The following is a 22704-nucleotide window of genomic DNA, read 5'->3' on the forward strand; positions in this document are numbered from 1 at the left end:
CACAGGCCTGCCACCAGCGTCGAGAACCCCACTCCCACGACGGAGGCAGTACCCCCATGCGTAAGACACCCACCGGTAAGCCCAGACGGAGCCTGCGAAGACTCCTGGTCGCGGCCACACCCGCCCTCGCCCTCAGCCTCACCGGACTCGTCGCGGCGCCGGCGCACGCGGCACCCGCAGCGCACGCAGCCGCGAGCACCTCCCGTGTCACTCAGAACTCCAAGGCCCTCACCTCCCCGGACCGGCAGACGTTCCACTCGACCGGCAAGGCCGGCCAGAAGGTGCCGACCACGCACCTTTGCGCCACCGCAGAGCCCGGTCACGTGTCCTGTTTCGCCCAGCGCCGGACCGACATCAAGCAGCGGCTGGCCGCAGCAGCCGCTGCCGCCGCGCCGTCCGGGCTCAGCCCGGCCAATCTGCACAGCGCCTACAACCTCCCGTCAACGGGCGGATCCGGCCTGACAGTCGCCGTGGTCGACGCGTACAACGACCCCAACGCCGAGTCGGACCTGGCCACTTACCGTTCGCAGTACGGCCTGTCCGCCTGCACCAAGGCCAGCGGCTGCTTCAAGCAGGTCAGCCAGACCGGTTCGACGACCTCGCTGCCGACCAACGACACCGGCTGGGCCGGTGAAGAGGCACTCGACCTCGACATGGTCAGCGCCGTCTGCCCCAACTGCAGCATCATCCTCGTCGAGGCCAGCTCCGCCACCGACTCCGACCTCGGCACCGCCGAGAACGAGGCCGTTGCGCTCGGCGCGAAGTTCGTGTCCAACAGCTGGGGCGGCGACGAGGCGTCCTCCCAGACGACCGAGGACACCTCGTACTTCAAGCACCCCGGTGTCGCGATCACGGTCAGCGCGGGTGACAGCGCGTACGGCGCCGAGTACCCGGCAACCTCCCAGTACGTGACCGCCGTTGGCGGCACCGCCCTCTCCACGTCCTCCAACTCCCGCGGCTGGACCGAGTCCGTGTGGAAGACCAGCAGCACGGAGGGGACCGGGTCCGGCTGCTCGGCGTACGACGCCAAGCCGACCTGGCAGACCGACACCGGGTGCACCAAGCGCATGGAGTCGGACGTCTCCGCAGTCGCCGACCCTGCCACCGGTGTGGCCGTCTACGACACCTATGGCGGGTCCGGCTGGGCCGTCTACGGTGGCACGAGCGCCTCGGCACCGATCATCGCGGGCGTGTACGCGCTGGCCGGTACCCCGGGTTCCAGTGACTACCCGGCGAAGTACCCCTACAGCCACACGAGCAACCTGTACGACGTCACCAGCGGCAACAACGGCTCCTGCTCCACCTCGTACTTCTGCACCGCGGCCACCGGCTACGACGGTCCCACCGGCTGGGGCACCCCCAACGGCACCACCGCCTTCGCCTCGGGCACCACCACGGGCAACACGGTGACCGTCACCAACCCGGGCAGCCGGTCGACCACCACCGGCAGCGCGGTCAGCCTGCAGATCAGTGCGACCGACAGTGCGGCGGCGACCCTCACCTACAGTGCGAGCGGTCTGCCGACCGGGCTGTCGATCAGCGGCTCGACCGGCCTGATCTCCGGTACGGCGTCCACCGCGGGCACGTACCAGGTCACCGTGACCGCGAAAGACAGCACCGGCGCCTCCGGCTCCGCCTCCTTCAGCTGGACCGTCGGGTCGAGCAGCAGCACCTGCACCTCGTCCCAGCTGCTCGGCAACCCCGGCTTCGAGTCGGGCAACACCACCTGGACCGCGTCCACCAGCGTCATCAGCAACTCCACCAGCGAGGCGGCGCACGCCGGCTCGTACTACGCCTGGCTGGACGGCTACGGCTCCGCGCACACCGACACGCTGTCCCAGTCGGTGACCGTGCCCAGCGGCTGCAAGGCCACCTTCACCTTCTACCTGCACGTCGACACCAAGGAGACCTCCACGAGCACCGCCTACGACAAGCTGACGGTCACCGCCGGATCGACCACCCTGGCGACGTACTCGAACGTCAACGCCGCTTCGGGCTACGCCCAGAAGTCCTTCGACCTGTCCTCGTACGCCGGCTCCACCGTCACCCTGAAGTTCAGCGGTGTCGAGGACTCCTCGCTCCAGACCAGCTTCGTCCTCGACGACACCGCCGTCACGACCAGCTGACCACCGCTCCGCCCCGGGCCCCGGTCGCCGCCTTCGCGGCCGGGGCTCCGGTGTGGGATCAGCTGTGGGACCAGGTGTGGGATCCGGACGTGCGGGTGACACGTCGAAGAGAAGAGGAGGCCCCCTATGCGCCGAACGATCCGCCGCCGCACGACCCTCGCCCTCGTGGCACTCACACTCGCACTCACCGTCGCAGGCTGCGCCGACCGGACCGACAGCGGCAAGGACGGCGGCAACAGCGTGTCGTCCGCTCCCTCTCTCTCCCTCGCCCCCACCCCCACCACGAACCCGACGAGCCCGACGCCGAGTTCCGCGGGCTGTACGGCAGTGACGACGCTCGGCGCCCGCGACAGCGGCCGTACGTTGTGCCTGGCGGTGGGCGACACGGTCCGTGTCAGCCTGGACGGGACCTCCGAGCGGCCCTGGAAACCGGTCACCGTGAGCGGTCTCGGCCTGGCGGCCACCAACAGCGGGCTCGTCCTGCTACCCGGCGACGCGAGCGCCGCCTTCAAGGCCGTATCGACAGGCAGAATCCGGCTGGAGTCCACGCGGCCACTGTGCGCCGCCCGGACCGGCCAGGTCTCATGCCGGGGGATTCAGGAGTGGCGGGTCACCGTGGTGGTGAAGTAGCGCTGCCGCCGTGCGGGGAACGCCGTGGGGCCGATTCGCTCGGCCTCCCGGCGAGTCCGCTGGGCCTCGCGTAGCTGGCGGTCGATGCGCCGGTCGCGGGCCAGGCCGATCAGGGACGGGAGAGCGAGGGCGATGAAGATCGCGACGACGGCGAGGATTCCGACGATGTTGTCCGTTGCTGTGTTCATGGACATCAGTCTCGCGCCGGATGCTCCTGACCGTCAGTGGCAGGACTGCCGTACACCCTCGATTTCCTGCCACTGTCGAGGCACACTGGCAGCATGCTCGAAAACGTGGCCGTCGTCCTGCTCAACGGAGTGCATCCCTTCGAACTCGGGGTCGTCTGCGAGGTCTTCGGCCTCGACCGCAGCGACGAGGGCCTGCCGGTGTACGACTTCGCGGTCGCCTCGGCCGAGGGTCCGACACTGAGCACCCACGCGGGCTTCTCCGTCGCTACGGAACACGGGCTGGAGCGGCTGGAGAGCGCCGACCTGATCGCCGTACCTGCCGGGCAGACCTATGCGAACCGGGAGTATCCGCCGGAGCTGCTTGACGCGCTGCGGCGGGCCGTGGAGCGCGGGGCCAGGGTGCTCAGCGTCTGCTCCGGGGTCTTCGTGCTCGCCGCCGCGGGACTGCTGGACGGCCGGCGGTGCACGGTCCACTGGCGGCACGCCGAGGAGCTGGCCAGGCGCTATCCGCGGATCCAGGTCGAGCCGGACGTGCTGTACGTCGACGCGGGGCCGGTGATCACCTCCGCCGGTACGGCCGCCGGGATCGACGCCTGTCTGCACCTCGTACGGGAGGAGCACGGGCCCGAGGTCGCCAACGCCATCGCCCGCCGGATGGTCGTACCGCCGCACCGGGACGGCGGGCAGGCCCAGTACATCGAGCGGCCCCTGCCCCGGTCGCGGTGCGACACCGTCGGGGAGGTGCTGGTGTGGATGGAGCGCCATCTCGACGAGGAGGTGACCGTCGAGCAGCTCGCCGAGCGCGCCCATATGTCGCCCCGCACCTTCGCCCGCCGCTTCCAGCAGGAGACCGGCACCACGCCCTACCGCTGGATTCTGCGGCAACGCGTGCTGCTGGCACAGCAGTTGCTGGAGGCGACGGACGAGACGATGGACGCGATCGCCTGGCGCACCGGGTTCGGCAACGCGGCGGCGCTGCGCCACCAGTTCGTACGGTCGCTGGGGACCACCCCGCAGGCGTACCGGCGTACGTTCAAGGGCCCGGAGGCCGCCTGAGAATGCCCACGCGGACCGCGTCGCGCGATCCGGGCACCCGTTCGAAGCGCCACTTCCTGGCCACCTCGGCCGTGAGAAACGCCGCCTCGAGCACCACAACTGACCGTTCTGGGAAGGGATTTGCTTCCTTCACTACCCCAAGCTGCCAGGATTCGCCTCATGTCTGACTGATTCCGAATCACCAGAAGCGCTACGACAGACACACGAACGGCCCCTGGTCAGGGGCCGTTCGTGTGCGTGTGCCTCAGAAGTGCTCAGTCGTTCGCGACGACGGGGTACCGGGGCTCGTTCTCGGCCATCTGCCGCAGCGCGTCCTTGCGCTCGCGCTTGGAGAGCCGGTCGATGTACAGGTAGCCGTACAGGTGATCGGTCTCGTGCTGCAAACAGCGTGCGAAGTAGCCGGTGCCGCGCACCTTGATCGGGTTGCCCTTCTCGTCCTGCCCGGTCACCTCGGCATAGTCGGGCCGGGCGAGCGGCGCGTACGCGGTCGGCACCGAGAGACAGCCCTCGTTGCTGTCGTCCAGCCGGCGCCGGTCGGCGGGCAGCTCGACCAGCTTCGGGTTGCAGATCACACCGGTGTGCCGGGCACCCTCGTCGTCGGGGCAGTCGTAGATGAAGACCTTCAGGTCGACGCCGACCTGGTTGGCGGCCAGGCCCACGCCCTCGGCGGTGCGCTGGCTGGCGAACATGTCCGCGACCAGCTGATCCAGCTCCGCGCCGAACTCGGTGACGTCCTGGCACTCCTTGTGCAGCACCGGGTTTCCGACGACCGTGATGGGCCGCGAGGTCCCGCGCTCACGCCAGGCGGCCTCCCGCTCCTCGCCGTCCTCGGTGTCGATGACGAAGCCCTCGTCGTCCACGGGAAGCACGCCCACGTGCTGCTGATCGGTGTCCTGCTGCGCCATGACCGACGATGCCTTCCTCAAACATTCGGGGGGAGAGTTGCTGATACAGGGTACGGGCAGCGCCCCATAGGGGCCGCCCCTACAGGGGCGCGGGGCTGTTCCGATGTGCGGCTCCGCCGCGTGGGCGCGACCAGCCACAACGGACCCGCAGCCGGCACGAGACGAGACCTAACACACCTCTTCGAGATCCCGCCAAGCCCGAGTCTCCGGACTGTCGGCAACCCACCCGTCCAGCAACCCCCTGACCAGCGACGCCGGGGCAGCGATGCCACACTCCCGCTCCGGCGCCCAGAACTGCCCGTCCGTACGATGCCCCAGCGGCCCAGGATGCCCCGGCTCACTGTGATCGTGCGGATCAAGATGCTCCCCGTCACCCTCGTCGGACGGCATCCGGGACTCCGAACACATACGGCACAGCAACCGCACCGACGACGACCAGTCCTCCGCGGCGAAACCCGCGTCGGACGCCAGCCGCTCCAAAGCGTCCCGGTCGTCCTCGGCGGCGGCCTCCAGGAGGACCACCCAGGTGGGGACCGGCGAGGGCGCCCACAGCTCGATCTCGTCGAAGACGGGGTAGGAGTGCCCGGCCGCGGTGGTCCGCTCTCCGTGAGGCACCCCGTCGTGCAGCACGACCTCGCCCCAGCGCCGCCCGGAGGACGGCAGCGGGATCGACAGCACCTCGATACGGGCGGGGTCGAGCCGCCGCCCCCACACGACCTCGGCCTCCCCCTCCGGCGACAGCCGTACGGCCGCGCTGCCCAGGTCCATCCCGACGGGCTCACCGGCGGCCGTCGCGCCCCCGGGCACCCGCAGCCCGTACGCCTGCCAGGCCCGCCTGGCCAGCGGCCAGTCCTGGAGGGCGGTGGCCGCGATGCCCACGTTCCACCAATCGGGGGCCCCGGTCTCCCGGTCGAGCAGCGCGACGGCGCGGAGACCGGCCGCCCGGGCCTGCTCCCAGTCGTGCCGGAACTTGTGCAGCAGGGCCAGGTTGAACCAGGACTCGGACAGCCAGGGTTCAAGATCCGCGGCACGTGTCAGCAACGCGCCCGCGTCCTCGTACCGCCCGTCGCCGATCAGCGTGAACGCCCGGTCGGTGGCCTGCCGCCATGAGGCGGAGGGCCGGTGCCGCCCCTTGCCGAAGATCCTCACGATTCCCGCCTGCCAGTGCCGTGGAGTGGGCCGGCTTCTGCCCCCGTACAGCCTCTCCCTCGCATCCAACCACGGACCGCTGGAGGGGCGCTCATTACCCATGGGTTACCCAACCGAGGGCAGCGTAAGACCGTCCACCCCTCTCCCACCACCACCTTCAACCGATGCGCTCGTGAACGACTCCGCCATTCCTGGCGAGTACCCGGGCGAGGGATTCCACCACCTCCGGCTGATAATCCCGGCCGGTACCGAGTCGCAGCTCTTCGAGCGCCCGCAGCGGCCCGCCCGCTCCGGCGTCCCGCACCTTCTCCTCGTACGCGTTGACCGCCCGCACGATGCACGCGGAGACCGGCTGCTCCCGGTACGGATCGGCCTGCCGCTCGACGACCACGGCGACCGCCGCGGCCACCCCCGTCTGCCGTACGACGGCCCCGCCGAGCAGTGCGATCCGGCGCTGCTCCTCCACCGGGAGTACGGCTGTGGCCCCGGCCGGTACCGGGTCGACGAGGCTGAGCTGCCCGATGTCGTGCATGAGGGCCGCGTACTCCAGCACGGTCAGCTCCGGCTCGGACAGCCCCAGCTCCCGCCCCACCGCCCGGCTGAGCACCGCCACGCGCCGGGCGTGCCCGGCCGGGGTGTACCCGGCGATCTCGGTGGCGCGGGCCAGGGAGGCGATCGTCTGCCGATAGGTGGCCCGCACGCCCGCGTACCGCCGGAAGGCGAACTGGGTCAGGAGCAGCGGCAGCGAGAAGACAGGCAGCGCCCAGAGCCCTACGACGGCGACGGCGAGCGCCATGACCACCCCCGTGGCGCACACGGCGGTCCCGATCCCCAGCATGGCCCGCAGCTCGTCCCGCAGCAGCGGACCGAAGGGCCAGCCGGTGCGCGAGTGGGCGAGCGCGGCGGCGAGTACGGCGTCGCAGAGCGTGGTGAGCCCGAGCAGCGCGACGAGCAGCAGGACGTAGGCGGGGCCGCCCCATGCCTCGAACACGCCCTGGTTGTAGAGGGGTTGGAAGCAACTGGCGGCGAACCCGGCGGTGAGCACCCGACGGGCGAGGTGGTCGGCGGTCGGCCCCTGTCCGCGCGCGACGTGCGGTACGCAGCCGACGAGGGTGGCCGCGACGACGACGGCGACGACCTGGAGCGCCCCGTGATGCGTGGCCCGTCCGGCGTCCTCCCCGAGCAGCGCGTACGACAGGGCCGCGGCGGCGGCGAGCGGCGCCACCTCCCGCGACTCGGGCCCGCTCCACCGGGTCAGCTCGCCGAGCAGGACGAGCAGCCCGAAGGAGAGCGCGACGGCACGTTCGTCGAGACCGGACCAGAGGGTGTGGGCGAGGGAGAGGAGGGTGAGCAGGGCGGCGGCGGTGTGAATGAGGGTAAGGAATCGCGAGGCCGAGGTCATGCCGGCCCGCCTTTGCTGCCTACCTGCCCGGGAATGCGTTTGGGGTGCTTTCCTGCCGGACTGGCAACAGGTGCAGTGGGTGGGTGATCACCCTGCGACTGGACCCCGTCCGCTGTGACCGCCGGATGCCATCCGCCTTCGCGCTCCAATCCTCGCACCAACGCCCTCACCATCACCGGGTCGAAGTGCGTCCCCGCGCACCGTTCCAGCTCCGCCAAAGCAACCTGCACCGGCCGGGCCCTGCTGTACGAGCGGGTCGACGTCATCGCGTCGAACGCGTCCGCGACGGCGACCACCCGCGCGAACTCCGGGATCTGGCTGCCGACGAGCCCGTAGGGGTACCCGCTCCCGTCCAGCCGCTCGTGATGGTGCAGGATCGCCGACCGGGCCTCCCCGAGGAAACCGATCCCCCGGACCATCTCGTGCCCGTACTCCGGGTGCAGCTCGATCACCCGCCGCTCCTGAGGCGTCAGCGGCCCGTCCTTGCGCAGCAGCCGGGTGGGAACGCCCAGCTTGCCCACGTCGTGCAGAATTCCGGCGAACCGCAGCACTTCCACCCGCTCGTCGTCCATGCCCAGTTCCCGCGCGATCATCATCGACGCCTGCCCGACCCGCTCGCTGTGCCCACGCGTGTACCCGTCCTTGATGTCGACGGCCTGCACGAGCGCCCTGATCGTCGCCTGGTGTGCCGCCCGCTCCCGGTGGTACTGCGCGAACACCCACCACGACACCCACATCGGCAGCAGTACGAGGAGCGCGGCGACCGGCCCGTACGGACCGCGCCACAGGACGGCCATCATCAGCCCGGCGAGCCCGTGCACCCCGACCGGCACCAGTGACCGTACGAACAGTCCACGCCAGGCCAGCCGCACCGGCACCCGTTCGGCGAGCGCCAGGATGCCTCCGTCGAGCAGGGCCAGGACCAGGCAGAACGCGACCACGGACACCCCGGCGCTGACCAGCGTGTACGGGAAGTCGGAGGTGACGACCGTGTCCGGCCCGCCGAGCGCCCCGTGTACCCGTGAAGCCGTCCAGGCGCCGATCCCGAGCTGTCCGGCCCGCCAGAGCCGGCGCAGCCACGGCGTGGGCTCCCCGCCCCGGACGAGCAGCGCACCCGGCAGCGGCACGAGCGCGGCGGCCTCGGGCGGCAGCAGGAAGGCACCGGCGAGCAGGACGGGCGTGTGCCACCGGGGCGGACCGCTGCCGGCACCCCCGGGACCGGCGGCGCCCGGGCCCTCGTACCCCTGGCCCCCGCCGAACCGGCCGACCGCGAGCTGCTCGCACGCGGCGCACAGCGCGGCGAACAGCGCCACGGCGCCCCAGGGGGTGTGCGTGAACCGGACGGGCGCCGCGCAGAGGACGGCCCCCACGGCGACAGCGATGACGTAGACACGCGCCCACGGTGTGATCGACCGCATGGCGCTCCCCTCCCCCGAGTCCCGGACCGGGGCCGACCGGGCTGACGTTCGGCACCAGCCTGTTCAGGCTCCAGGACACGGAGGATAGGGCGGCCGACAGCGGCCGTACGGAGGCATTGGGCGAATCTCAGGCCTCAGGAGCCGCAGATTAGCCCGTTCGAGTGAGCCGGCGACATACCGTCTCAGTACGCCACATCCGCGGCCAGCACCTTGGTCAACTCCTCGACCGTGGCCGGGGATTCACGCTGGAACGCGGCGAGGTCCAGCCCGTCGTCGCCCACCACGGTCAGCAGCGCGCGTTCGCCGACGGCCAGCACGATGACGTGCCCGGAACCGCACCGTGCGACCACTTCACGCAGGGGGCCGACCTTCGCCTGGTCGGCGATTCGACGGCTCACTCCGAGCGTCGCGGCGGCGAGTGCGGCGACCGACTCGGGGTGCACGGCGTCCGCGTCGGCCACGACGAGAAGGCCGTCCACCGTGGACAGAACGCTCTCTGAGACTCCCATCACCCGATCCCGCAACGAGATCAGGATGCCGGTCAGTTGAGAGGACTGGGAGGACTGCGGGGACTGCGGGTTGTCGCTCAGGGGACTCGGGGAGCTCAGGGGACCCATGGGACGTACTCCTTGCGGTCAGTCGGGCTCCGGAAGAGCGCGCAACGCGTGGCGGACCCGCCGCAGCGTTTCGACAGAGGGTTGGTCGGCGGCCAGTTCTTCGGCCGTGGGGCCCAGCAGGGCGGGGTTCGCCGCACCGCGTACGGGAAGCGGCTTCCGTACGGGCAGAGGGGGTGTGGTCACACCCGGGTCGTCGTGGTCCGCCGCGTTTCCGGCGTTTCCCTCGATTCCCGCATTTCCCTCAGCGGGGCCCTCATCGTTTCCGTCAGCGCTTCGGTCGGTGCTGCTGTCAGCACCTCGGTCGGTGCTTGGGTCATCTCTTCCATCGTCCGCACTCACTTCCCCCCTTTCTCTCCGCCACGGGGCATACGCCTCGGCAGCGGCTCGGTTCTCGACGGCGGCGGGCCGGCGGCCGGTGTACGGCCGGGGGTGACGCGCGGCGCCGTGCTGGGCCGACCGCCGGGAACGGTCGGGGTCTCCCACCGGAGGAGCCCGAGCGTCTGCATGCGGATCAGGTCCAGCATCACGGCGTACAGCCCGCGCCCCAGCGCGAAGGCGATGTCCCGGGCCGTACGGCGCCCGTTGACCTGGTTCAGAATGTCCTCGTGCCGGCCGGAAAGCGGCCCCTCCACGACCCCCGTGCCCGGTATGGGGCGCACTCGGGCGAGATCGCCCGGGGGTCCCCACAGGTGGATGAGCAGCGCGATGCGCCGTGTGGTCTCGTCGGTCAACCGCCGTGGTTCCACGCCCGGTCGGGCGAGAAGTGTCGGCTCCCGGTCGCTCAGCTCCCAACTGCCCGGCGCGCCCAGCGACATGGCGAAGGCCCCGTCGAACACGGCGGCCGTGCAGATGACTTCGAGCTCGGCGGCGCCCACCAGTCCGTCGGCCACCAGGCGTTTACCGAGCAGATCCGCGTCGCGCTGTGCGGCGCAGGCGGCGAGCCAGTCCTCGTCGCCGATCCGGCCCGAGGTCAGCAGGGCCGAGGCGGCGGTCGGCGCACCCGGTGTCTCGGCGGCGCCCACCAGGCCGTCGCGCAGATGGAGCGTGCCGCCCGGCGTGCCCGCGACCCGTACCGTGCCGCTGAACTCCTCCTCGCGAAGCTCCAGCAGCAGTGCGGGCAGGTTGCGCGCGGCGGACGCCTTCATGCACCCACCCGCGCTCTCAAGCCCGTCGTACGAGTCAGGCCGGCCGAGCCTATTGGGCCGATTGGGCCGATTGGGCCCGTCATGCCAGCACCTCGCCGGCCAGATCGCCCATGCTGCGCGCGGCGAGCGCGAGATTGGCCCGTTCCCGGTCGAGTCCGGCCGTCAGCAGCAGCGGATCGCCGGCCGGGCGGCCCACCATGACCAGGACCTGATGGCGTCGCACGCTGGTCGTGACGACGCTCTCCAACTCGCCCTCGGCGCCCGCCCGGCCCAGCCGTTCGGCGACCAGGGCGGCGAACTCGGAGCTCTCCTGGCCGTCCCCAGCCTCGACGGTGTCTCCCGCCACGCCGTAGGTGAGGCCGGTGACTGCGTCGACGAGGGCGACACCGGTGACGCCGGGGGAGTCGAGGAACCTGGCCAGCGAAGCCTCAACTGCCGTCGACATTTCGCCATTCCCCCTTCGCGCACCACCGCTGCACAGTACTTTGAACGACAACTTTCGTAACACACAACAAAGTTGATGTTTTGCGACCCGTAAGTCGCTTGAGTTCGATCGTAGTTGCACGGACAGCGACCGGTCAGCGTCACTGAGGAATTGGGGCAGCAGAATGAACATCGAGACAGCGCTCAAGGAAGCCATGACCGTGGACGGGGCGCTCGGAGTCGCTCTGGTGGACTACGACAGCGGTATGTCGCTCGGCACCCTCGGCGGCGGCCCGGGCCTGGACCTGGAGCTCGCGGCGGCCGGCAACACCGAGGTCGTACGGGCGAAGATGCGCACGCTGGCCTCGCTGGACATGGATGACAGCATCGAGGACATCCTGATCACGCTGGGCAGGCAGTACCACCTGATCCGCCCGCTGGCCAGCAGCAAGGGCGCGCTCTTCCTGTACGTCGCGCTCGACCGGGCGCGCAGCAACCTGGCGCTGGCCCGGCACAGCCTGAAGAAGATCGAGAACGGGCTGGACGTCTGAAAGAAAAACGACGATCGGCCCCGCTTTCGCGGGGCCGACGACGTTCGACGGTGTCAGCTCTCGGCAGCCACGTCGTGGTCGGGCACGACCTGCCCTGAGCGGATCATGTCGAGCCGCCCCATGACCTTGGCGCGCAGGTCGGTCGGCACATCGTCCTGACCGCAGCAGCGCTTGACGAGCTTCTTCACGGCTTGTTCGAGACCGTACTTCTCCAGGCACGGAGAGCACTCCTCGAAGTGGACCTCGAACTTGGTGCAGTCCGAGTCCGGCATCTCCCGGTCGAGGAACTCGTAGAGATGATCGAGTACTTCACTGCAGTCCGTCTCATGCGGCTCTCCGCAGCTCATGAGCCCGAGCCTTTCGCTTCGTTCGACTCTCCGGCACCGGCCGGGACCAGGCCACGGTCACGGGCGTAGTCCTCCAGCATGCCGCGCAGCTGACGACGGCCGCGGTGCAGCCGGGACATCACCGTACCGATGGGTGTCCCCATGATGTCCGCGATCTCCTTGTACGCAAAGCCCTCTACGTCCGCGAGATAGACCGCGATGCGGAATTCCTCCGGGATGGCCTGGAGCGCTTCCTTGACGTCCGAGTCGGGCAGGTGGTCGAGCGCCTGCGACTCGGCGGAGCGCAGACCGGTCGACATGTGCGACTCGGCACGCGCGAGCTGCCAGTCCTCGATCTCCTCGGCCGCACTGCGCTGGGGTTCGCGCTGCTTCTTGCGGTACGAGTTGATGAACGTGTTCGTGAGAATCCGGTACAGCCACGCCTTGAGGTTGGTGCCCTCACGGAACTGATGGAAGGACGCGTACGCCTTGGCGTACGTCTCCTGCACCAGGTCCTCGGCGTCGGCCGGGTTGCGTGTCATGCGCAGCGCGGCCGAGTACATCTGGTCGAGGAATTCGAGCGCGTCCCGCTCGAAGCGCGCGCTGCGCTCGACGGTCGACTCACTCCTGCCCGGGCCCTCGGGCTGCTCCGCCTGGCCGTGTTCGGTCCCTGCGTCGGTCCCAGTGACCGGACCCACCTCCTCAGACGATGTGATGGAACCGAAACCGATCCCACTCGAATCGGAGGATAGACGAATACCCGGTCCGCCCGCCGCCCGAATAGGGGCGGTCTTCGACGCGTGCAGCACCGTCCAGTCCAGGTCAGCACTGCTGCGGCGATTCGGGCAGATGGTCGAACCCATGCGGCGGACTTCCTCTCGTACGAACGGTCACCCCACGCTCGTGGTGTCTGATCCGCACAACAGTGGTCCGCCGCCCGGCATTCCCGGCCCTCACCCGAGTGACGCGATCCACTCAACGACCCTGCCAGTGATCACCGCCACCGCCTCCTCCTGCCCCATGGGTGCCCGTTTCGGCACGGCGAAACCATGATCGCCGTACGGCACCTCCGCCAACTCGTACTCCCCCGTCGGGAACTCGGCCGGCTTCCCGAACGGATCGTTGCCGCCCTGGACGACAAGGGTGGGCACCCCGGCCCCGAGCAGTTCACCGGCCCGCGACTTCTCAGGGCTCCCTGGCGGGTGCAGCGGGAAGGAGAGGGCGAGCACGGCCACGGCGCCCAGTTCCCCGGCCGTACGACAGGCCACGCGGGCCCCGGCGCTGCGCCCGCCCGCGATCACCGGCAGCCCGGGCTTCGCGAGCGCGGGCCAGATTCCCCGCCAGCCCACGTCCAGCGTCTTCGGCGCGGGCGCCACCTTCTTCCCGGCCACCCGCCAGGGCTGCTCGACGAGCGCGACGGTGACACCGTGCGCGGGCAGCTCCCCGGCGAGGGCCTGGAGATCGCGCGCCTCCACGCCCCCGCCGGCGCCATGGCTGACGGCGAGGACGAGTCGGGCCTTCGCCGCGGGTCGCCAGGTGATGCGGGCGGTGCCCGCGTCGGTCTCGACGGTCTCGGTACGCGTGTCAGAAGGGCTCACATCAGAAGAGTGTGCCCTCCTCGGGCCCCTCCAGCTCGGTCAGCAGCTCCGGCCCGTTGTTGCGGACGTTGCTCACGGCCGTGGAGACGGGGTATGCGCGCATCAGCCCCGTGGGTGGCGGTGCGAGCAGCTCGCGCAGGTCGTCCACATCGGTACGCGCCGGATCGAGCCAGGCGTCCCAGTGGTCCGGGGTGAGCATCAGGGGCATCCGCGGGTGGATGTCGGCCAGGGCACGCGGGCCCTCGGCGGGGGCGGTCGCGAGCGGGGAGGTCTCGGCCTCGGTGGTGATGACCGAGCACGTCACCCACCAGGCCCGCGGGTGGTCGTCGGGCAGGGTCCGGTCCCGCCAGAACTCGTACAGGCCCGCCATCGCGAAGACCGACCCGTCGGCGGGGGTCACGAAGTAGGGCTGTTTGCGCGGCCGCTTCTTCTTCCCCTCGACCTCCAGCTCACGCTCGCCGGCCGCGGTGACCCACTCGTAGTAGCCGTCGGCGGGCAGGATGCAGCGCCGGGTGGTGAAGGCACGACGGTACGAGGGCTTCTCGTGGACGGTCTCCGCGCGCGCGTTGATCATCCGGGCGCCGCCCTCGGGCGTCTTGGCCCAGGAGGGGACGAGGCCCCATTTCAGCTTGCGCAGCTGCCGAACCGGTTTCCCCATGACGAAGGAACTTGTAGACGCAGCGTCGGCGTCCTTCAGAGGACGGTCGAGGACCGCGTAGACCTCTTTGGTCGGGGCCACGTTGTAGTCAGGGGCGAGTGTCTCCTCGGGCTCCCACTTGTCGACCTCAAAGATTCCTGCGAGATCCTCGGGCGCACGACTCGCTGCATACCTACCGCACATACGTGCCACACTGCCAGATTCGACGCGACGCTAGGGAGCCTCCGCCCACAATGGACAGCACCGCATCCACCTCGCTGGTCGGCCTCTGGGACGAGATATTCGGCAGCCAGCCCGACCCCGACCTGTGGGTGGTGATCGCGACCCTGGCCGCCGCGCTCGCCGTGATCGTCCCGCATCCCGTCTGGCGCCTCTCGCGCAACGCCATCACCATCGCGCACGAGGGCGGCCACGGTCTGGTCGCGCTGCTGACCGGCCGCACCCTCACCGGCATACGCCTGCACTCCGACACCAGCGGCCTCACGGTCAGCCGGGGCAAGCCCCACGGCATCGGCATGATCCTTACGGCCGCCTTCGGCTACACCGCTCCCCCGCTGCTCGGACTCGGCGGCGCCGCGCTCCTCGCCGCCGGCCACATCACGGCCCTCCTGTGGCTGGCCACAGCACTGCTGGTGGCGATGCTGGTGATGATCCGCAACGCGTACGGCGCCCTCACCGTGTTCGTCACCGGCGGCACCTTCGTGGTGGTGTCCTGGCTCGCCGGCCCCCAGATCCAGGCGGCATTCGCCTACGCGGTGGTGTGGTTCCTGCTCCTGGGCGGAGTCCGCCCGGCCTTCGAACTCCAGGCCAAGCGCAGGAGGGGCGGCGCGGGCGACTCGGACGCGGACCAACTGTCCCGGCTCACGCACGTACCGGCGGGGATGTGGCTGTTCCTGTTCCACGCGGTGAGCCTGTGCTCACTGATAGGCGGGGGGCGCTGGCTCCTGGAGGTATGACGCGCCCCGTAGGGGCGTCGTTATCAGGGGCGCGGGGCTGTGTCTGTTTGCGGCTCCGCCGCGGGGCGCGACCAGCCACAACGCACCCGCAGCCGACAAACGACCCACGTTCCCCAGCCAAACCCAGTACGCCGAACCCCCACTAAAGTGGGCCCCATGGCCCCGAACCCCGCAGACACCGCCCTCTGGCCCGCCCCGCACGCAAGCGGAGCCGTCGACGCGACGGTCCACGTGCCCGGTTCCAAGTCCGTCACCAACCGGGCCCTCGTCCTCGCCGCCCTCGCCTCGGAGCCCGGCTGGCTGCGCCGCCCCCTCCGGTCCCGCGACACCCTCCTGATGGCCGGCGCCCTGCGCACGATGGGCGTGGGCATCGAGGAAACGGTGTCATCGAGCTCCTCCGTCGCGGGGGACCCGGCCACTTCCGGCGAGGCCTGGCGCGTCATCCCCTCCGGCCTGCACGGCCCCGCCACGGTCGACGTCGGCAACGCCGGCACCGTGATGCGCTTCCTGCCCCCGGTCGCCGCCCTCGCCGACGGCCCGATCCGCTTCGACGGCGACCCGCGTTCGTACGAGCGTCCGCTCCACGGTGTGATCGACGGCCTGCGCGCCCTCGGCGCCCGCATCGACGACGACGGTCGCGGCGCGCTCCCCCTGACGGTGCACGGCAGCGGCGCCCTGGACGGCGGCCCGGTGTCGATCGACGCGTCCTCGTCGTCGCAGTTCGTCAGCGCCCTGCTGCTCTCCGCCCCCCGCTTCAACCAGGGCGTGGAGGTCCGCCACACCGGCGCGACCCTGCCCTCGCTCCCCCACATCCGGATGACGGTCGACATGCTGCGCGCGGTCGGCGCCCAGGTGGACACCCCGGAGTCGGGCGGCGAGCCGAACGTCTGGCGGGTCACGCCGGGCGCCCTGCTCGGCCGGGACCTCACCATCGAGCCGGACCTCTCCAACGCCCAGCCCTTCCTGGCGGCGGCGCTGGTGACCGGCGGCAAGGTGACGATCCCCGACTGGCCTGCCCGCACCACCCAGCCCGGCGACCGGCTCCGCGAGATCTTCACGGAGATGGGCGGCTCCTGCGAACTGACGCCGTACGGGCTGGAGTTCACGGGCTCCGGCGCGATCCACGGTATCGACGTGGATCTGAGCGAGGTCGGTGAGCTGACCCCGGGCATCGCGGCGGTCGCGGCCCTCGCGGACTCCCCCTCCACCCTCACCGGGGTGGCCCATCTGCGCCTCCACGAGACGGACCGCCTGGCGGCCCTGACCAAGGAGATCAACGAACTCGGCGGCGACGTGACTGAAACGGCCGACGGCCTGCACATCCGCCCGCGCCCTCTGCACGGCGGCACCTTCCACACGTACGAGGACCACCGCATGGCGACGGCCGGCGCGATCATCGGACTGGCGGTGGAGGGCGTACGGATCGAGAACGTGGCGACGACGGCGAAGACCCTCCCGGACTTCCCCGATCTGTGGGCCGGAATGCTCGGGAACTGACGGGCGGACCTGGATCATGCGCCGCTACGGCAAGAACACCGACGAGGACGACATCCGCTCTCGCCCGAACCCCAAGGGCAACCGACCCCGTACGAACATCCGCCCGAAGCACGAGGACGCGGCCGACGGCATGGTCCTCACCGTCGACCGGGGCCGGCTGACCGTCCTGGTCGACGACCAGATCGTCATGGCGATGAAGGCCCGCGAACTGGGCCGCAAGGCCGCGGTGGTCGGCGACCACGTGTCCGTCATCGGCGACCTCTCCGGCAAGAAGGACACCCTGGCCCGCATCGTCCGCATCGGGGCGCGCACCTCGCTCCTGCGCCGCACGGCGGACGACGACGACCCCTACGAGCGGGTGGTCGTGGCGAACGCCGACCAACTGGCCATCGTCACGGCGCTGGCCGACCCGGAACCCCGCCCCCGTCTGATCGACCGCTGCCTGGTGGCGGCGTACGCCGGCGGCCTGACCCCGCTCCTGGTCCTGACCAAGTCGGACCTGGCCCCGCCCGACAAGCTCCTTGAGCTGTACGGCGCCCTGGACATCCCGTACGTCGTCACCAGCCGTCAGGAGCTGGAGAGCGGGGCCGCCGTGGCCCGCGTACGCGAGCAACTGGACGGCAAGATCACGGCGTTCGTCGGCCACTCGGGCGTCGGCAAGACGACCCTGGTCAATGCCCTGGTGTCGAACGACCAACGGCGCTCGACGGGAATCGTCAACGCGGTGACGGGCCGGGGCCGCCACACCACCACCTCCGCCCTGGCCCTCCCCCTCTCGGGCGACGCGGGCTGGGTGGTCGACACCCCGGGCGTACGTTCGTTCGGACTGCACCATGTCGACCCGTCCCTGGTGATCCACGCCTTCCCCGACCTGGAACCGGGTACGGAGGGCTGCCCGCGCGCGTGCAGTCACGACGAGCCCGACTGCGCGCTGGACGAGTGGGTGGAGAAGGGGCACGCCGATCCGGCGCGGCTCTACTCGCTGCGTCGGCTGCTGTCGACAAGGGAGCGAACGGAAGGCGACTGACCTCCGCGTTGTTTGGCAGAGGCGAGGGCCGGTAAGTGCATACTCGCACCGAGCCGGATCCGAGCGTGACGAAGCAGACGAAGCAGTCGACGTGGCACACGGGAGGGACAAGACATGGCGTGGCTGCTGGTCGTTGTGGCGGGACTCCTCGAAGTCGGCTTCGCGGTCTGCCTGAAGCTGTCCCACGGCTTCACCCGCCTCTGGCCGACGATCGCGTTCTGCATATTCGCCCTCGGCAGCTTCGGCCTGCTGACCCTCTCCCTGAAGAAGCTCGACGTGGGCCCGGCGTACGCGGTGTGGACCGGCATCGGCGCGGCGGGCACCGCGATCTACGGAATGATCTTCCTCGACGACCTGGTGTCCGTCCTGAAGATCGTCTCGATCAGCCTGGTGATCATCGGCGTGATCGGCCTGCAGCTGTCGGGCTCGTCGCACTAGCCGCACCGGACGGGGCGCCAGGCGCGCTCAGTTCCACACCGCGGCGTCCGAGGGCCGTAACACGCTCCGCACGAGGTCGGCGACACCCTCCTCCCCCGGGGGCGCGGCGACACAGGACAGGGCAAGCCTGACAGCCAGTTCGCAGGTACGGGACATCTCGGCCGCCTCCGACCTGGCCGCGCCGCCACCGGACAGCACGGTCACGGCACGGTCCCTGACGAGGGCCACGAAGTCCCCGGGCGAGGGCAGCGGCCCGTCGGCCCGTCGCTGCGCGGGCACCGCCGCGGAGGACGGCACGGCGGACAGCGTCGGCGAAGGCAGCCGTTCGCTCCAGCAGCCGGTCAGCAGGGCCCGTACGAGGACGTTGTCGCGGGCGGCCGACATCGTCCACTCGGCAGTCGCGGTGAGCCGCTCCCGCGCACCGGCACTTGGGTCGGCGGGCCCGGTCAGCGCCCGCTCGACGCCCGCGAGGTAGGCGTCGGCCTCTCTGCGGACCAGGGCCCTGGCGAGCCCCTCCTTGCTGCCGAACTCGTTGTACAGCGTCTGCCGGGACACTCCGGCCGCCGCCGCGACGTCGACCATCCGCACCGCGGACCACGGACGACGCGCGAGCGCCGTGTAAGCGGCGTCCAGCAAGGAATCCCGCGCTGCAGGCATCATCCGCCTCCCAGGGGCGAGCGGCTCTGCGCCTTAGGTTTGACGCGCACGGAGTCACTGTCAAGGGTTCGCGACAGCGCCGGGGGGCGCGTATCGACATTCGCACCCCGACGCTGTCGCGAGCCCTGCCGACAGAGCCGGTTGAGCCGGACAACTGCGGGTATTCGCGGGTAATCGCACCCGCCGCCCCCTGTAGCCCGGTGGCAGCCGTGAAAGATACGGTTCGCCTATGCCCGACTATCTCGATGACCTGCGCCTTGCCCACGTCCTCGCGGACGCTGCCGACGCCACAACGATGGCCCGGTTCAAGGCACTCGACCTCAAGGTCGAGACCAAGCCGGACATGACACCGGTCAGCGAGGCGGACAAATCGGCCGAGGAGTTGATGCGGGGCCAGTTGCAGCGGGCCCGCCCGCGCGACGCGATCATCGGCGAGGAGTACGGCACCGAGGGCACCGGCCCCCGCCGCTGGGTGATCGACCCGATCGACGGCACCAAGAACTACGTCCGCGGTGTGCCCGTCTGGGCCACGCTGATCTCCCTGATGGAGGCGGGCGAGGGCGGCTTCCAGCCGGTGGTCGGCCTGGTCTCCGCTCCTGCCCTGGGCCGCCGCTGGTGGGCGGCGAAGGGCCACGGCGCCTTCACCGGCCGCAGCCTCTCCTCGTCGTCCCGGCTGCGCGTCTCGAACGTCTCGAAGATGACGGACGCGTCGTTCGCGTACTCGTCGCTCACCGGCTGGGAGGACCGCGGCGTCCTGGGCGGCTTCCTGGACCTGACCCGCGAGGTGTGGCGCACGCGCGCGTACGGCGACTTCTGGCCGTACATGATGGTCGCCGAGGGCTCGATCGACATCTGCGCGGAGCCGGAGCTGTCCCTGTGGGACATGGCGGCCAACGCGATCATCGTCACGGAGGCGGGCGGCACGTTCACCGGCCTCGACGGCCGCCCGGGCCCGCACAGCGGAGACGCGGCAGCGTCGAACGGCCATCTGCACGACGAGATGCTGGGTTATCTGAACCAGCGCTACTGATCCTGACCCTGATCCCCCGTACGCCCTGTAACAGCCGCACACGCCCCCTTGTTGACCGTCGCTTTACCTGCCACTCTGAAGTTCCCCCCACTTGTGAACTTGTGAAAAACTGAACAGGGGCGGGAACTCTCTAGGAGGTGGCTCCACCCCATGCTCGTACGTGACGCCATGAGCACCGTGGTCCTCACCATCGGCCCCGATCACACACTCCGCCAGGCGGCCGCGCTGATGGCCGCGCGGCGCATCGGCGCGGCGGTGGTCCTCGACCCGGACGCCGGCGGAATCGGCATCCTCACCGAACGCGACATCCTCAATTCCGTCGGCCGCGGCCAGAGCCCCGACACGGAACGCGCCCACGCCCACACCACCAACGACGTCGTCTTCGCCGCCCCCTCCTGGACCCTGGAGGAGGCCGCATACGCGATGGCCCACGGCGGCTTCCGCCACCTCATCGTCCTGGACGGCGGCGAACCGACAGGCATCGTCTCGGTCCGCGACATCATCCGCTGCTGGGCCCCGGTACGACAGCACGCGCCCGCCTGAACGGGAAACGCACCGAGGGCCGGAGTCCTGTATCGGACTCCGGCCCTCGGCCTAAAGTAGCGGGGACAGGATTTGAACCTGCGACCTCTGGGTTATGAGCCCAGCGAGCTACCGAGCTGCTCCACCCCGCGTCGGTAAACGCAACATTACGTCGACCCCACCCACAAAGGCAAATCGCTTGAGCACGGGCCTACATCTCCAGCACGGGCCTTCACCTCCAGCGCAGGCCAGCCTCTCCAGCCCGTCCGGCGTTTGAGGACAAGGCCCGTTCAGGGCCGATGGGGGGTCTGGGGGCGCAGCCCCCAGGAACGGGATGGGACGGGTAAGGGCGGCGGGGGCGAAAAAAGCCACCGCCCACCACCGCACCCCCACCCACCGCACCCTCAAGCAGAAAGCTCCTCCCGCAACGCATCCCGCAACCGAGCCGCCCGCTCCGCAACCTCCCCCGGCCCCAGCGAAACCGCCAGATCAGCCCACCGCTGCCCCTCCGCCAACTCCCCCCGCCGCGCATACACCAGCGCCAGCCGCAACGCAGCCCGCCCATGCCCCGCCTCAGCCGCCCGAGCCCACCACACCGCAGCCTCGGGCTCACTCCCCTCACGGGCCAGCAACAGCCCGAGATTGAACGCCCCGTTGCGAGACCCGGCCTCAGCCGCAGCCCGATACCACCGAGCCGCCTCCACCACGTCCCCCCGAGCCGATGCCAGCATCCCCACCCGCACCTGCGCCCGCCGATGTCCCTGGGATGCCGCCCGCTCGTACCACTCCTCGCACTCCGTCTTCTCGTGCGCGATCTCACCGAGCTCATGCGCGGGCGCCTGCGGACGCCGCGCGTCGAGCACCGAGGCCAGCCGATACGCGGCCTCGGGGCTCCCCCCGCCCGCCGCACACCGCAGATACCGCTCGGCCTCCCGCTCGTCCCCGTCCCGCAACCGCACGATCCCGACCTGCAGCGCCGCCTCGGTGTGCCCGGCGCCGGCAGCCCGCTCGTACCACCGCAGCGCGCCGGCATCCTGGCCCCGCCCGGCGTACAGAATCCCCAGATTGAAGGCAGCATCCACGCTCCCCGCATCCGAGGCCTTCGAGAACCAGGGCTCAGCCCCGGCCGCGTCCCCACCCTGAAGCAGCAGAACGGCAAGCGCGTTCGCGGCCTCGCGATGCCCGGCGTACGCGGCCCTCCGATACCACTGCTCGGCCTGCGCCGTACGCGACTGCTCGGCACACAGCAGACCGAGGTTGTACGCACCGTTCACGTCCCCAGCGTCCATGGCCGCCCGGTACCAGCGCTCGGCGGTCTGGGTCTCACCGCGTTCGGCGTGCAGCGCGCCCAGCGCGTTGGCGGCGTTGCCGTCCCCGTCCTGGGCAGCCCGCAGCCACCACACGGCGGCGCTCTCGGAGTCCCCCGCGTCGCGCAGCAGGAACCCGAGCGCGCATGCGGCCCGGGCCTCGCCGTCCTTGGCGGACGTCAGATACCAGCGCCCGGCCTCCTTGAGCTCACCGCGCTTCTCCAGAATGGCTCCGAGATGCAGCGCGGCCCGCTGATGCCCCCGCGCGGCAGCCTGCCGATACCACTGCTCGGCCTCCCCGACTCCACCGTCACTCGCACCACCGCCACTCGCACCGCCGTCGGCGCCCGCACCCTCCAGGCCTTCCGCAGCCTTCCGATCAAGCGCACGGGCGAGCCGATAAGCGGCCTCCCGGTGCCCCCGCTCGGCGGCGACCCTCATCCACTGGCCTGTGGCCGCGTCCCCGCGGTGCTCCAGCAGATCGGCGAGGGCGTACGCGCCCAGCACATGCCCCTGTTCGGCGGACTGACGCAGCCAGTACTCGGCGGCCGGCTCGTCGCCGCGCTCGCGGTGGTGGCGGCCGAGTGCGTGCGCGGCGGGGGCGGAGCCGGCGACGGCGGCGATCCGCCACCATCCGGCGGCGTCGTCGGCGTACCCGCGCTGGTGAAGGAGGACGCCGAGGTTGTTGGCGGCGGCGCGGTCACCGGCGGCGGTGGCGGCACGCAGCTGAGGCTCGGCTCCGTCGAGATCACCGCGGCGCAGCAGCATGGCTCCGAGGACACTCATCGCCTCGACGTCGCCTGCCTCGGCGGCGAGCCGTTGGCGTGCCTCTTCTACCGCCTCGCCGGTTTCGTCCCGGTCGGAAGGCTGCACAAATCGCCCTGTCTCCAACAGAGTTGCCTTGTCCCCCATAACGTCCATCGTCGCACCACCTGCAACCTGGGTACACCTGGTATACCGCAGCCAGTGAGGTCTCTACAGCGTTTTGTCGACATGCCCACAGAGAGACAAGTCAAACACAGTTACCCTCAACTGCCCCGGGAAGGCGCGGCCTTCACCAGGTCGGCACATGCGTTCG

General features: G+C 70.6%; 25 protein-coding genes and 1 tRNA gene. 10 read left to right on the forward strand and 16 right to left on the reverse strand.

Features of this window, described 5'->3' with window-relative positions; all coding sequences use genetic code 11:
- Nucleotides 1-56 precede the first annotated feature (56 nt).
- Both OG734_RS14325 and OG734_RS14330 read left to right on the forward strand, forming a co-directional pair.
- Nucleotides 57-2126: a putative Ig domain-containing protein gene (locus tag OG734_RS14325; protein WP_330287881.1), complete on the forward strand. Its 2070-nt coding sequence runs from the start codon at nucleotides 57-59 to the stop codon at nucleotides 2124-2126.
- Between the two features lie 126 nt (nucleotides 2127-2252).
- Nucleotides 2253-2756, forward strand: coding sequence for a hypothetical protein (locus tag OG734_RS14330; RefSeq protein WP_330287882.1), 504 nt, complete (start codon nucleotides 2253-2255; stop codon nucleotides 2754-2756).
- Here OG734_RS14330 and OG734_RS14335 read toward each other — a convergent pair.
- The gene (locus OG734_RS14335; protein ID WP_330287883.1) at nucleotides 2723-2944 is read right to left on the reverse strand and encodes a hypothetical protein; all 222 of its coding nucleotides are present in this window, start codon (nucleotides 2942-2944) and stop codon (nucleotides 2723-2725) included. The two genes, OG734_RS14330 and OG734_RS14335, sit on opposite strands and share 34 nt — an antisense overlap.
- A 93-nt stretch (nucleotides 2945-3037) precedes the next feature.
- Between OG734_RS14335 and OG734_RS14340 the strand changes: the two genes are divergently transcribed.
- Nucleotides 3038-4000, forward strand: a complete 963-nt coding sequence (locus tag OG734_RS14340; protein WP_330287884.1) for a GlxA family transcriptional regulator — start codon at nucleotides 3038-3040, stop codon at nucleotides 3998-4000.
- 254 nt (nucleotides 4001-4254) lie between these two features.
- On the opposite strand, the gene def is transcribed toward OG734_RS14340, so the two are convergent.
- The 8 genes from def to OG734_RS14380 all read right to left on the reverse strand — a co-directional run bounded on the left by def (nucleotide 4255) and on the right by OG734_RS14380 (nucleotide 11081).
- The gene (def, locus tag OG734_RS14345; RefSeq protein WP_189146994.1) at nucleotides 4255-4905 is read right to left on the reverse strand and encodes a peptide deformylase; all 651 of its coding nucleotides are present in this window, start codon (nucleotides 4903-4905) and stop codon (nucleotides 4255-4257) included.
- 168 nt (nucleotides 4906-5073) lie between these two features.
- Nucleotides 5074-6054, reverse strand: a complete 981-nt coding sequence (locus OG734_RS14350) for a tetratricopeptide repeat protein (protein ID WP_330287885.1) — start codon at nucleotides 6052-6054, stop codon at nucleotides 5074-5076.
- Between the two features lie 157 nt (nucleotides 6055-6211).
- The gene (locus OG734_RS14355; RefSeq protein ID WP_330287886.1) at nucleotides 6212-7456 is read right to left on the reverse strand and encodes an HD-GYP domain-containing protein; all 1245 of its coding nucleotides are present in this window, start codon (nucleotides 7454-7456) and stop codon (nucleotides 6212-6214) included.
- Entirely contained in the window at nucleotides 7453-8874 is a 1422-nt protein-coding gene (locus OG734_RS14360) for an HD domain-containing phosphohydrolase (RefSeq protein ID WP_330287887.1), read from the reverse strand. The genes OG734_RS14355 and OG734_RS14360 overlap by 4 nt, the downstream gene beginning before the upstream one ends.
- A gap of 182 nt (nucleotides 8875-9056) precedes the next feature.
- The gene (locus tag OG734_RS14365; protein WP_330287888.1) at nucleotides 9057-9491 is read right to left on the reverse strand and encodes a roadblock/LC7 domain-containing protein; all 435 of its coding nucleotides are present in this window, start codon (nucleotides 9489-9491) and stop codon (nucleotides 9057-9059) included.
- An 18-nt stretch (nucleotides 9492-9509) separates the two neighbouring features.
- Nucleotides 9510-9674 carry a hypothetical protein gene (locus tag OG734_RS14370; protein ID WP_330287889.1) on the reverse strand — a complete coding sequence of 55 codons (165 nt, stop codon included), beginning with the start codon at nucleotides 9672-9674 and terminating at the stop codon, nucleotides 9510-9512.
- A gap of 152 nt (nucleotides 9675-9826) precedes the next feature.
- On the reverse strand, nucleotides 9827-10636 hold the full coding sequence (locus OG734_RS14375) for a hypothetical protein (protein ID WP_330287890.1): 810 nt from the start codon (nucleotides 10634-10636) through the stop codon (nucleotides 9827-9829).
- 79 nt (nucleotides 10637-10715) lie between these two features.
- The gene (locus OG734_RS14380; protein WP_330287891.1) at nucleotides 10716-11081 is read right to left on the reverse strand and encodes a hypothetical protein; all 366 of its coding nucleotides are present in this window, start codon (nucleotides 11079-11081) and stop codon (nucleotides 10716-10718) included.
- Nucleotides 11082-11244: 163 nt separating this feature from the next.
- Here OG734_RS14380 and OG734_RS14385 point away from each other — a divergent pair, with 163 nt between their 5' ends.
- Nucleotides 11245-11610 carry a hypothetical protein gene (locus OG734_RS14385; RefSeq protein WP_330287892.1) on the forward strand — a complete coding sequence of 122 codons (366 nt, stop codon included), beginning with the start codon at nucleotides 11245-11247 and terminating at the stop codon, nucleotides 11608-11610.
- 53 nt (nucleotides 11611-11663) lie between these two features.
- Here the strand turns inward: OG734_RS14385 and rsrA are convergent, their stop codons facing one another.
- From rsrA to OG734_RS14405, 4 genes are all read right to left on the reverse strand, one after another.
- Nucleotides 11664-11957, reverse strand: a complete 294-nt coding sequence (rsrA, locus tag OG734_RS14390) for a mycothiol system anti-sigma-R factor (RefSeq protein WP_053744538.1) — start codon at nucleotides 11955-11957, stop codon at nucleotides 11664-11666.
- The gene (gene sigR / locus OG734_RS14395) at nucleotides 11954-12634 is read right to left on the reverse strand and encodes an RNA polymerase sigma factor SigR (RefSeq protein ID WP_053744539.1); all 681 of its coding nucleotides are present in this window, start codon (nucleotides 12632-12634) and stop codon (nucleotides 11954-11956) included. The genes rsrA and sigR overlap by 4 nt, the downstream gene beginning before the upstream one ends.
- A gap of 255 nt (nucleotides 12635-12889) precedes the next feature.
- Complete coding sequence (locus OG734_RS14400; RefSeq protein ID WP_330287893.1) at nucleotides 12890-13534, reverse strand: alpha/beta hydrolase family protein; 645 nt, start codon at nucleotides 13532-13534, stop codon at nucleotides 12890-12892.
- A 1-nt stretch (nucleotide 13535) separates the two neighbouring features.
- Nucleotides 13536-14375 (reverse strand): SOS response-associated peptidase, encoded by an 840-nt coding sequence (locus OG734_RS14405; RefSeq protein WP_330287894.1) that lies wholly within the window; start codon nucleotides 14373-14375, stop codon nucleotides 13536-13538.
- 50 nt (nucleotides 14376-14425) lie between these two features.
- Here OG734_RS14405 and OG734_RS14410 point away from each other — a divergent pair, with 50 nt between their 5' ends.
- From OG734_RS14410 to OG734_RS14425, 4 genes are all read left to right on the forward strand, one after another.
- On the forward strand, nucleotides 14426-15148 hold the full coding sequence (locus OG734_RS14410) for a M50 family metallopeptidase (RefSeq protein WP_330287895.1): 723 nt from the start codon (nucleotides 14426-14428) through the stop codon (nucleotides 15146-15148).
- A 156-nt stretch (nucleotides 15149-15304) separates the two neighbouring features.
- Complete coding sequence (aroA, locus tag OG734_RS14415; protein WP_330287896.1) at nucleotides 15305-16645, forward strand: 3-phosphoshikimate 1-carboxyvinyltransferase; 1341 nt, start codon at nucleotides 15305-15307, stop codon at nucleotides 16643-16645.
- A gap of 16 nt (nucleotides 16646-16661) precedes the next feature.
- Nucleotides 16662-17672 (forward strand): ribosome small subunit-dependent GTPase A, encoded by a 1011-nt coding sequence (rsgA, locus tag OG734_RS14420; protein ID WP_330287897.1) that lies wholly within the window; start codon nucleotides 16662-16664, stop codon nucleotides 17670-17672.
- A gap of 114 nt (nucleotides 17673-17786) precedes the next feature.
- The gene (locus OG734_RS14425) at nucleotides 17787-18110 is read left to right on the forward strand and encodes a DMT family transporter (RefSeq protein ID WP_330287898.1); all 324 of its coding nucleotides are present in this window, start codon (nucleotides 17787-17789) and stop codon (nucleotides 18108-18110) included.
- A gap of 27 nt (nucleotides 18111-18137) precedes the next feature.
- On the opposite strand, the gene OG734_RS14430 is transcribed toward OG734_RS14425, so the two are convergent.
- On the reverse strand, nucleotides 18138-18767 hold the full coding sequence (locus tag OG734_RS14430) for a TetR/AcrR family transcriptional regulator (protein ID WP_330293655.1): 630 nt from the start codon (nucleotides 18765-18767) through the stop codon (nucleotides 18138-18140).
- Nucleotides 18768-18996: 229 nt separating this feature from the next.
- Between OG734_RS14430 and hisN the strand changes: the two genes are divergently transcribed.
- Both hisN and OG734_RS14440 read left to right on the forward strand, forming a co-directional pair.
- Nucleotides 18997-19797 (forward strand): histidinol-phosphatase, encoded by an 801-nt coding sequence (gene hisN / locus OG734_RS14435; RefSeq protein WP_329271150.1) that lies wholly within the window; start codon nucleotides 18997-18999, stop codon nucleotides 19795-19797.
- Between the two features lie 150 nt (nucleotides 19798-19947).
- Nucleotides 19948-20340 carry a CBS domain-containing protein gene (locus OG734_RS14440; protein WP_330287899.1) on the forward strand — a complete coding sequence of 131 codons (393 nt, stop codon included), beginning with the start codon at nucleotides 19948-19950 and terminating at the stop codon, nucleotides 20338-20340.
- Between the two features lie 57 nt (nucleotides 20341-20397).
- On the opposite strand, the gene OG734_RS14445 is transcribed toward OG734_RS14440, so the two are convergent.
- Together OG734_RS14445 and OG734_RS14450 are read right to left on the reverse strand one after the other, a co-directional pair.
- Nucleotides 20398-20471, reverse strand: a tRNA-Met gene (locus tag OG734_RS14445).
- Nucleotides 20472-20723: 252 nt separating this feature from the next.
- On the reverse strand, nucleotides 20724-22547 hold the full coding sequence (locus OG734_RS14450; protein ID WP_330287900.1) for a tetratricopeptide repeat protein: 1824 nt from the start codon (nucleotides 22545-22547) through the stop codon (nucleotides 20724-20726).
- Nucleotides 22548-22704 lie beyond the last annotated feature (157 nt).

It is taken from the genome of Streptomyces sp. NBC_00576 (assembly GCF_036345175.1).
Taxonomy (GTDB): Bacteria; Actinomycetota; Actinomycetes; order Streptomycetales; family Streptomycetaceae; genus Streptomyces.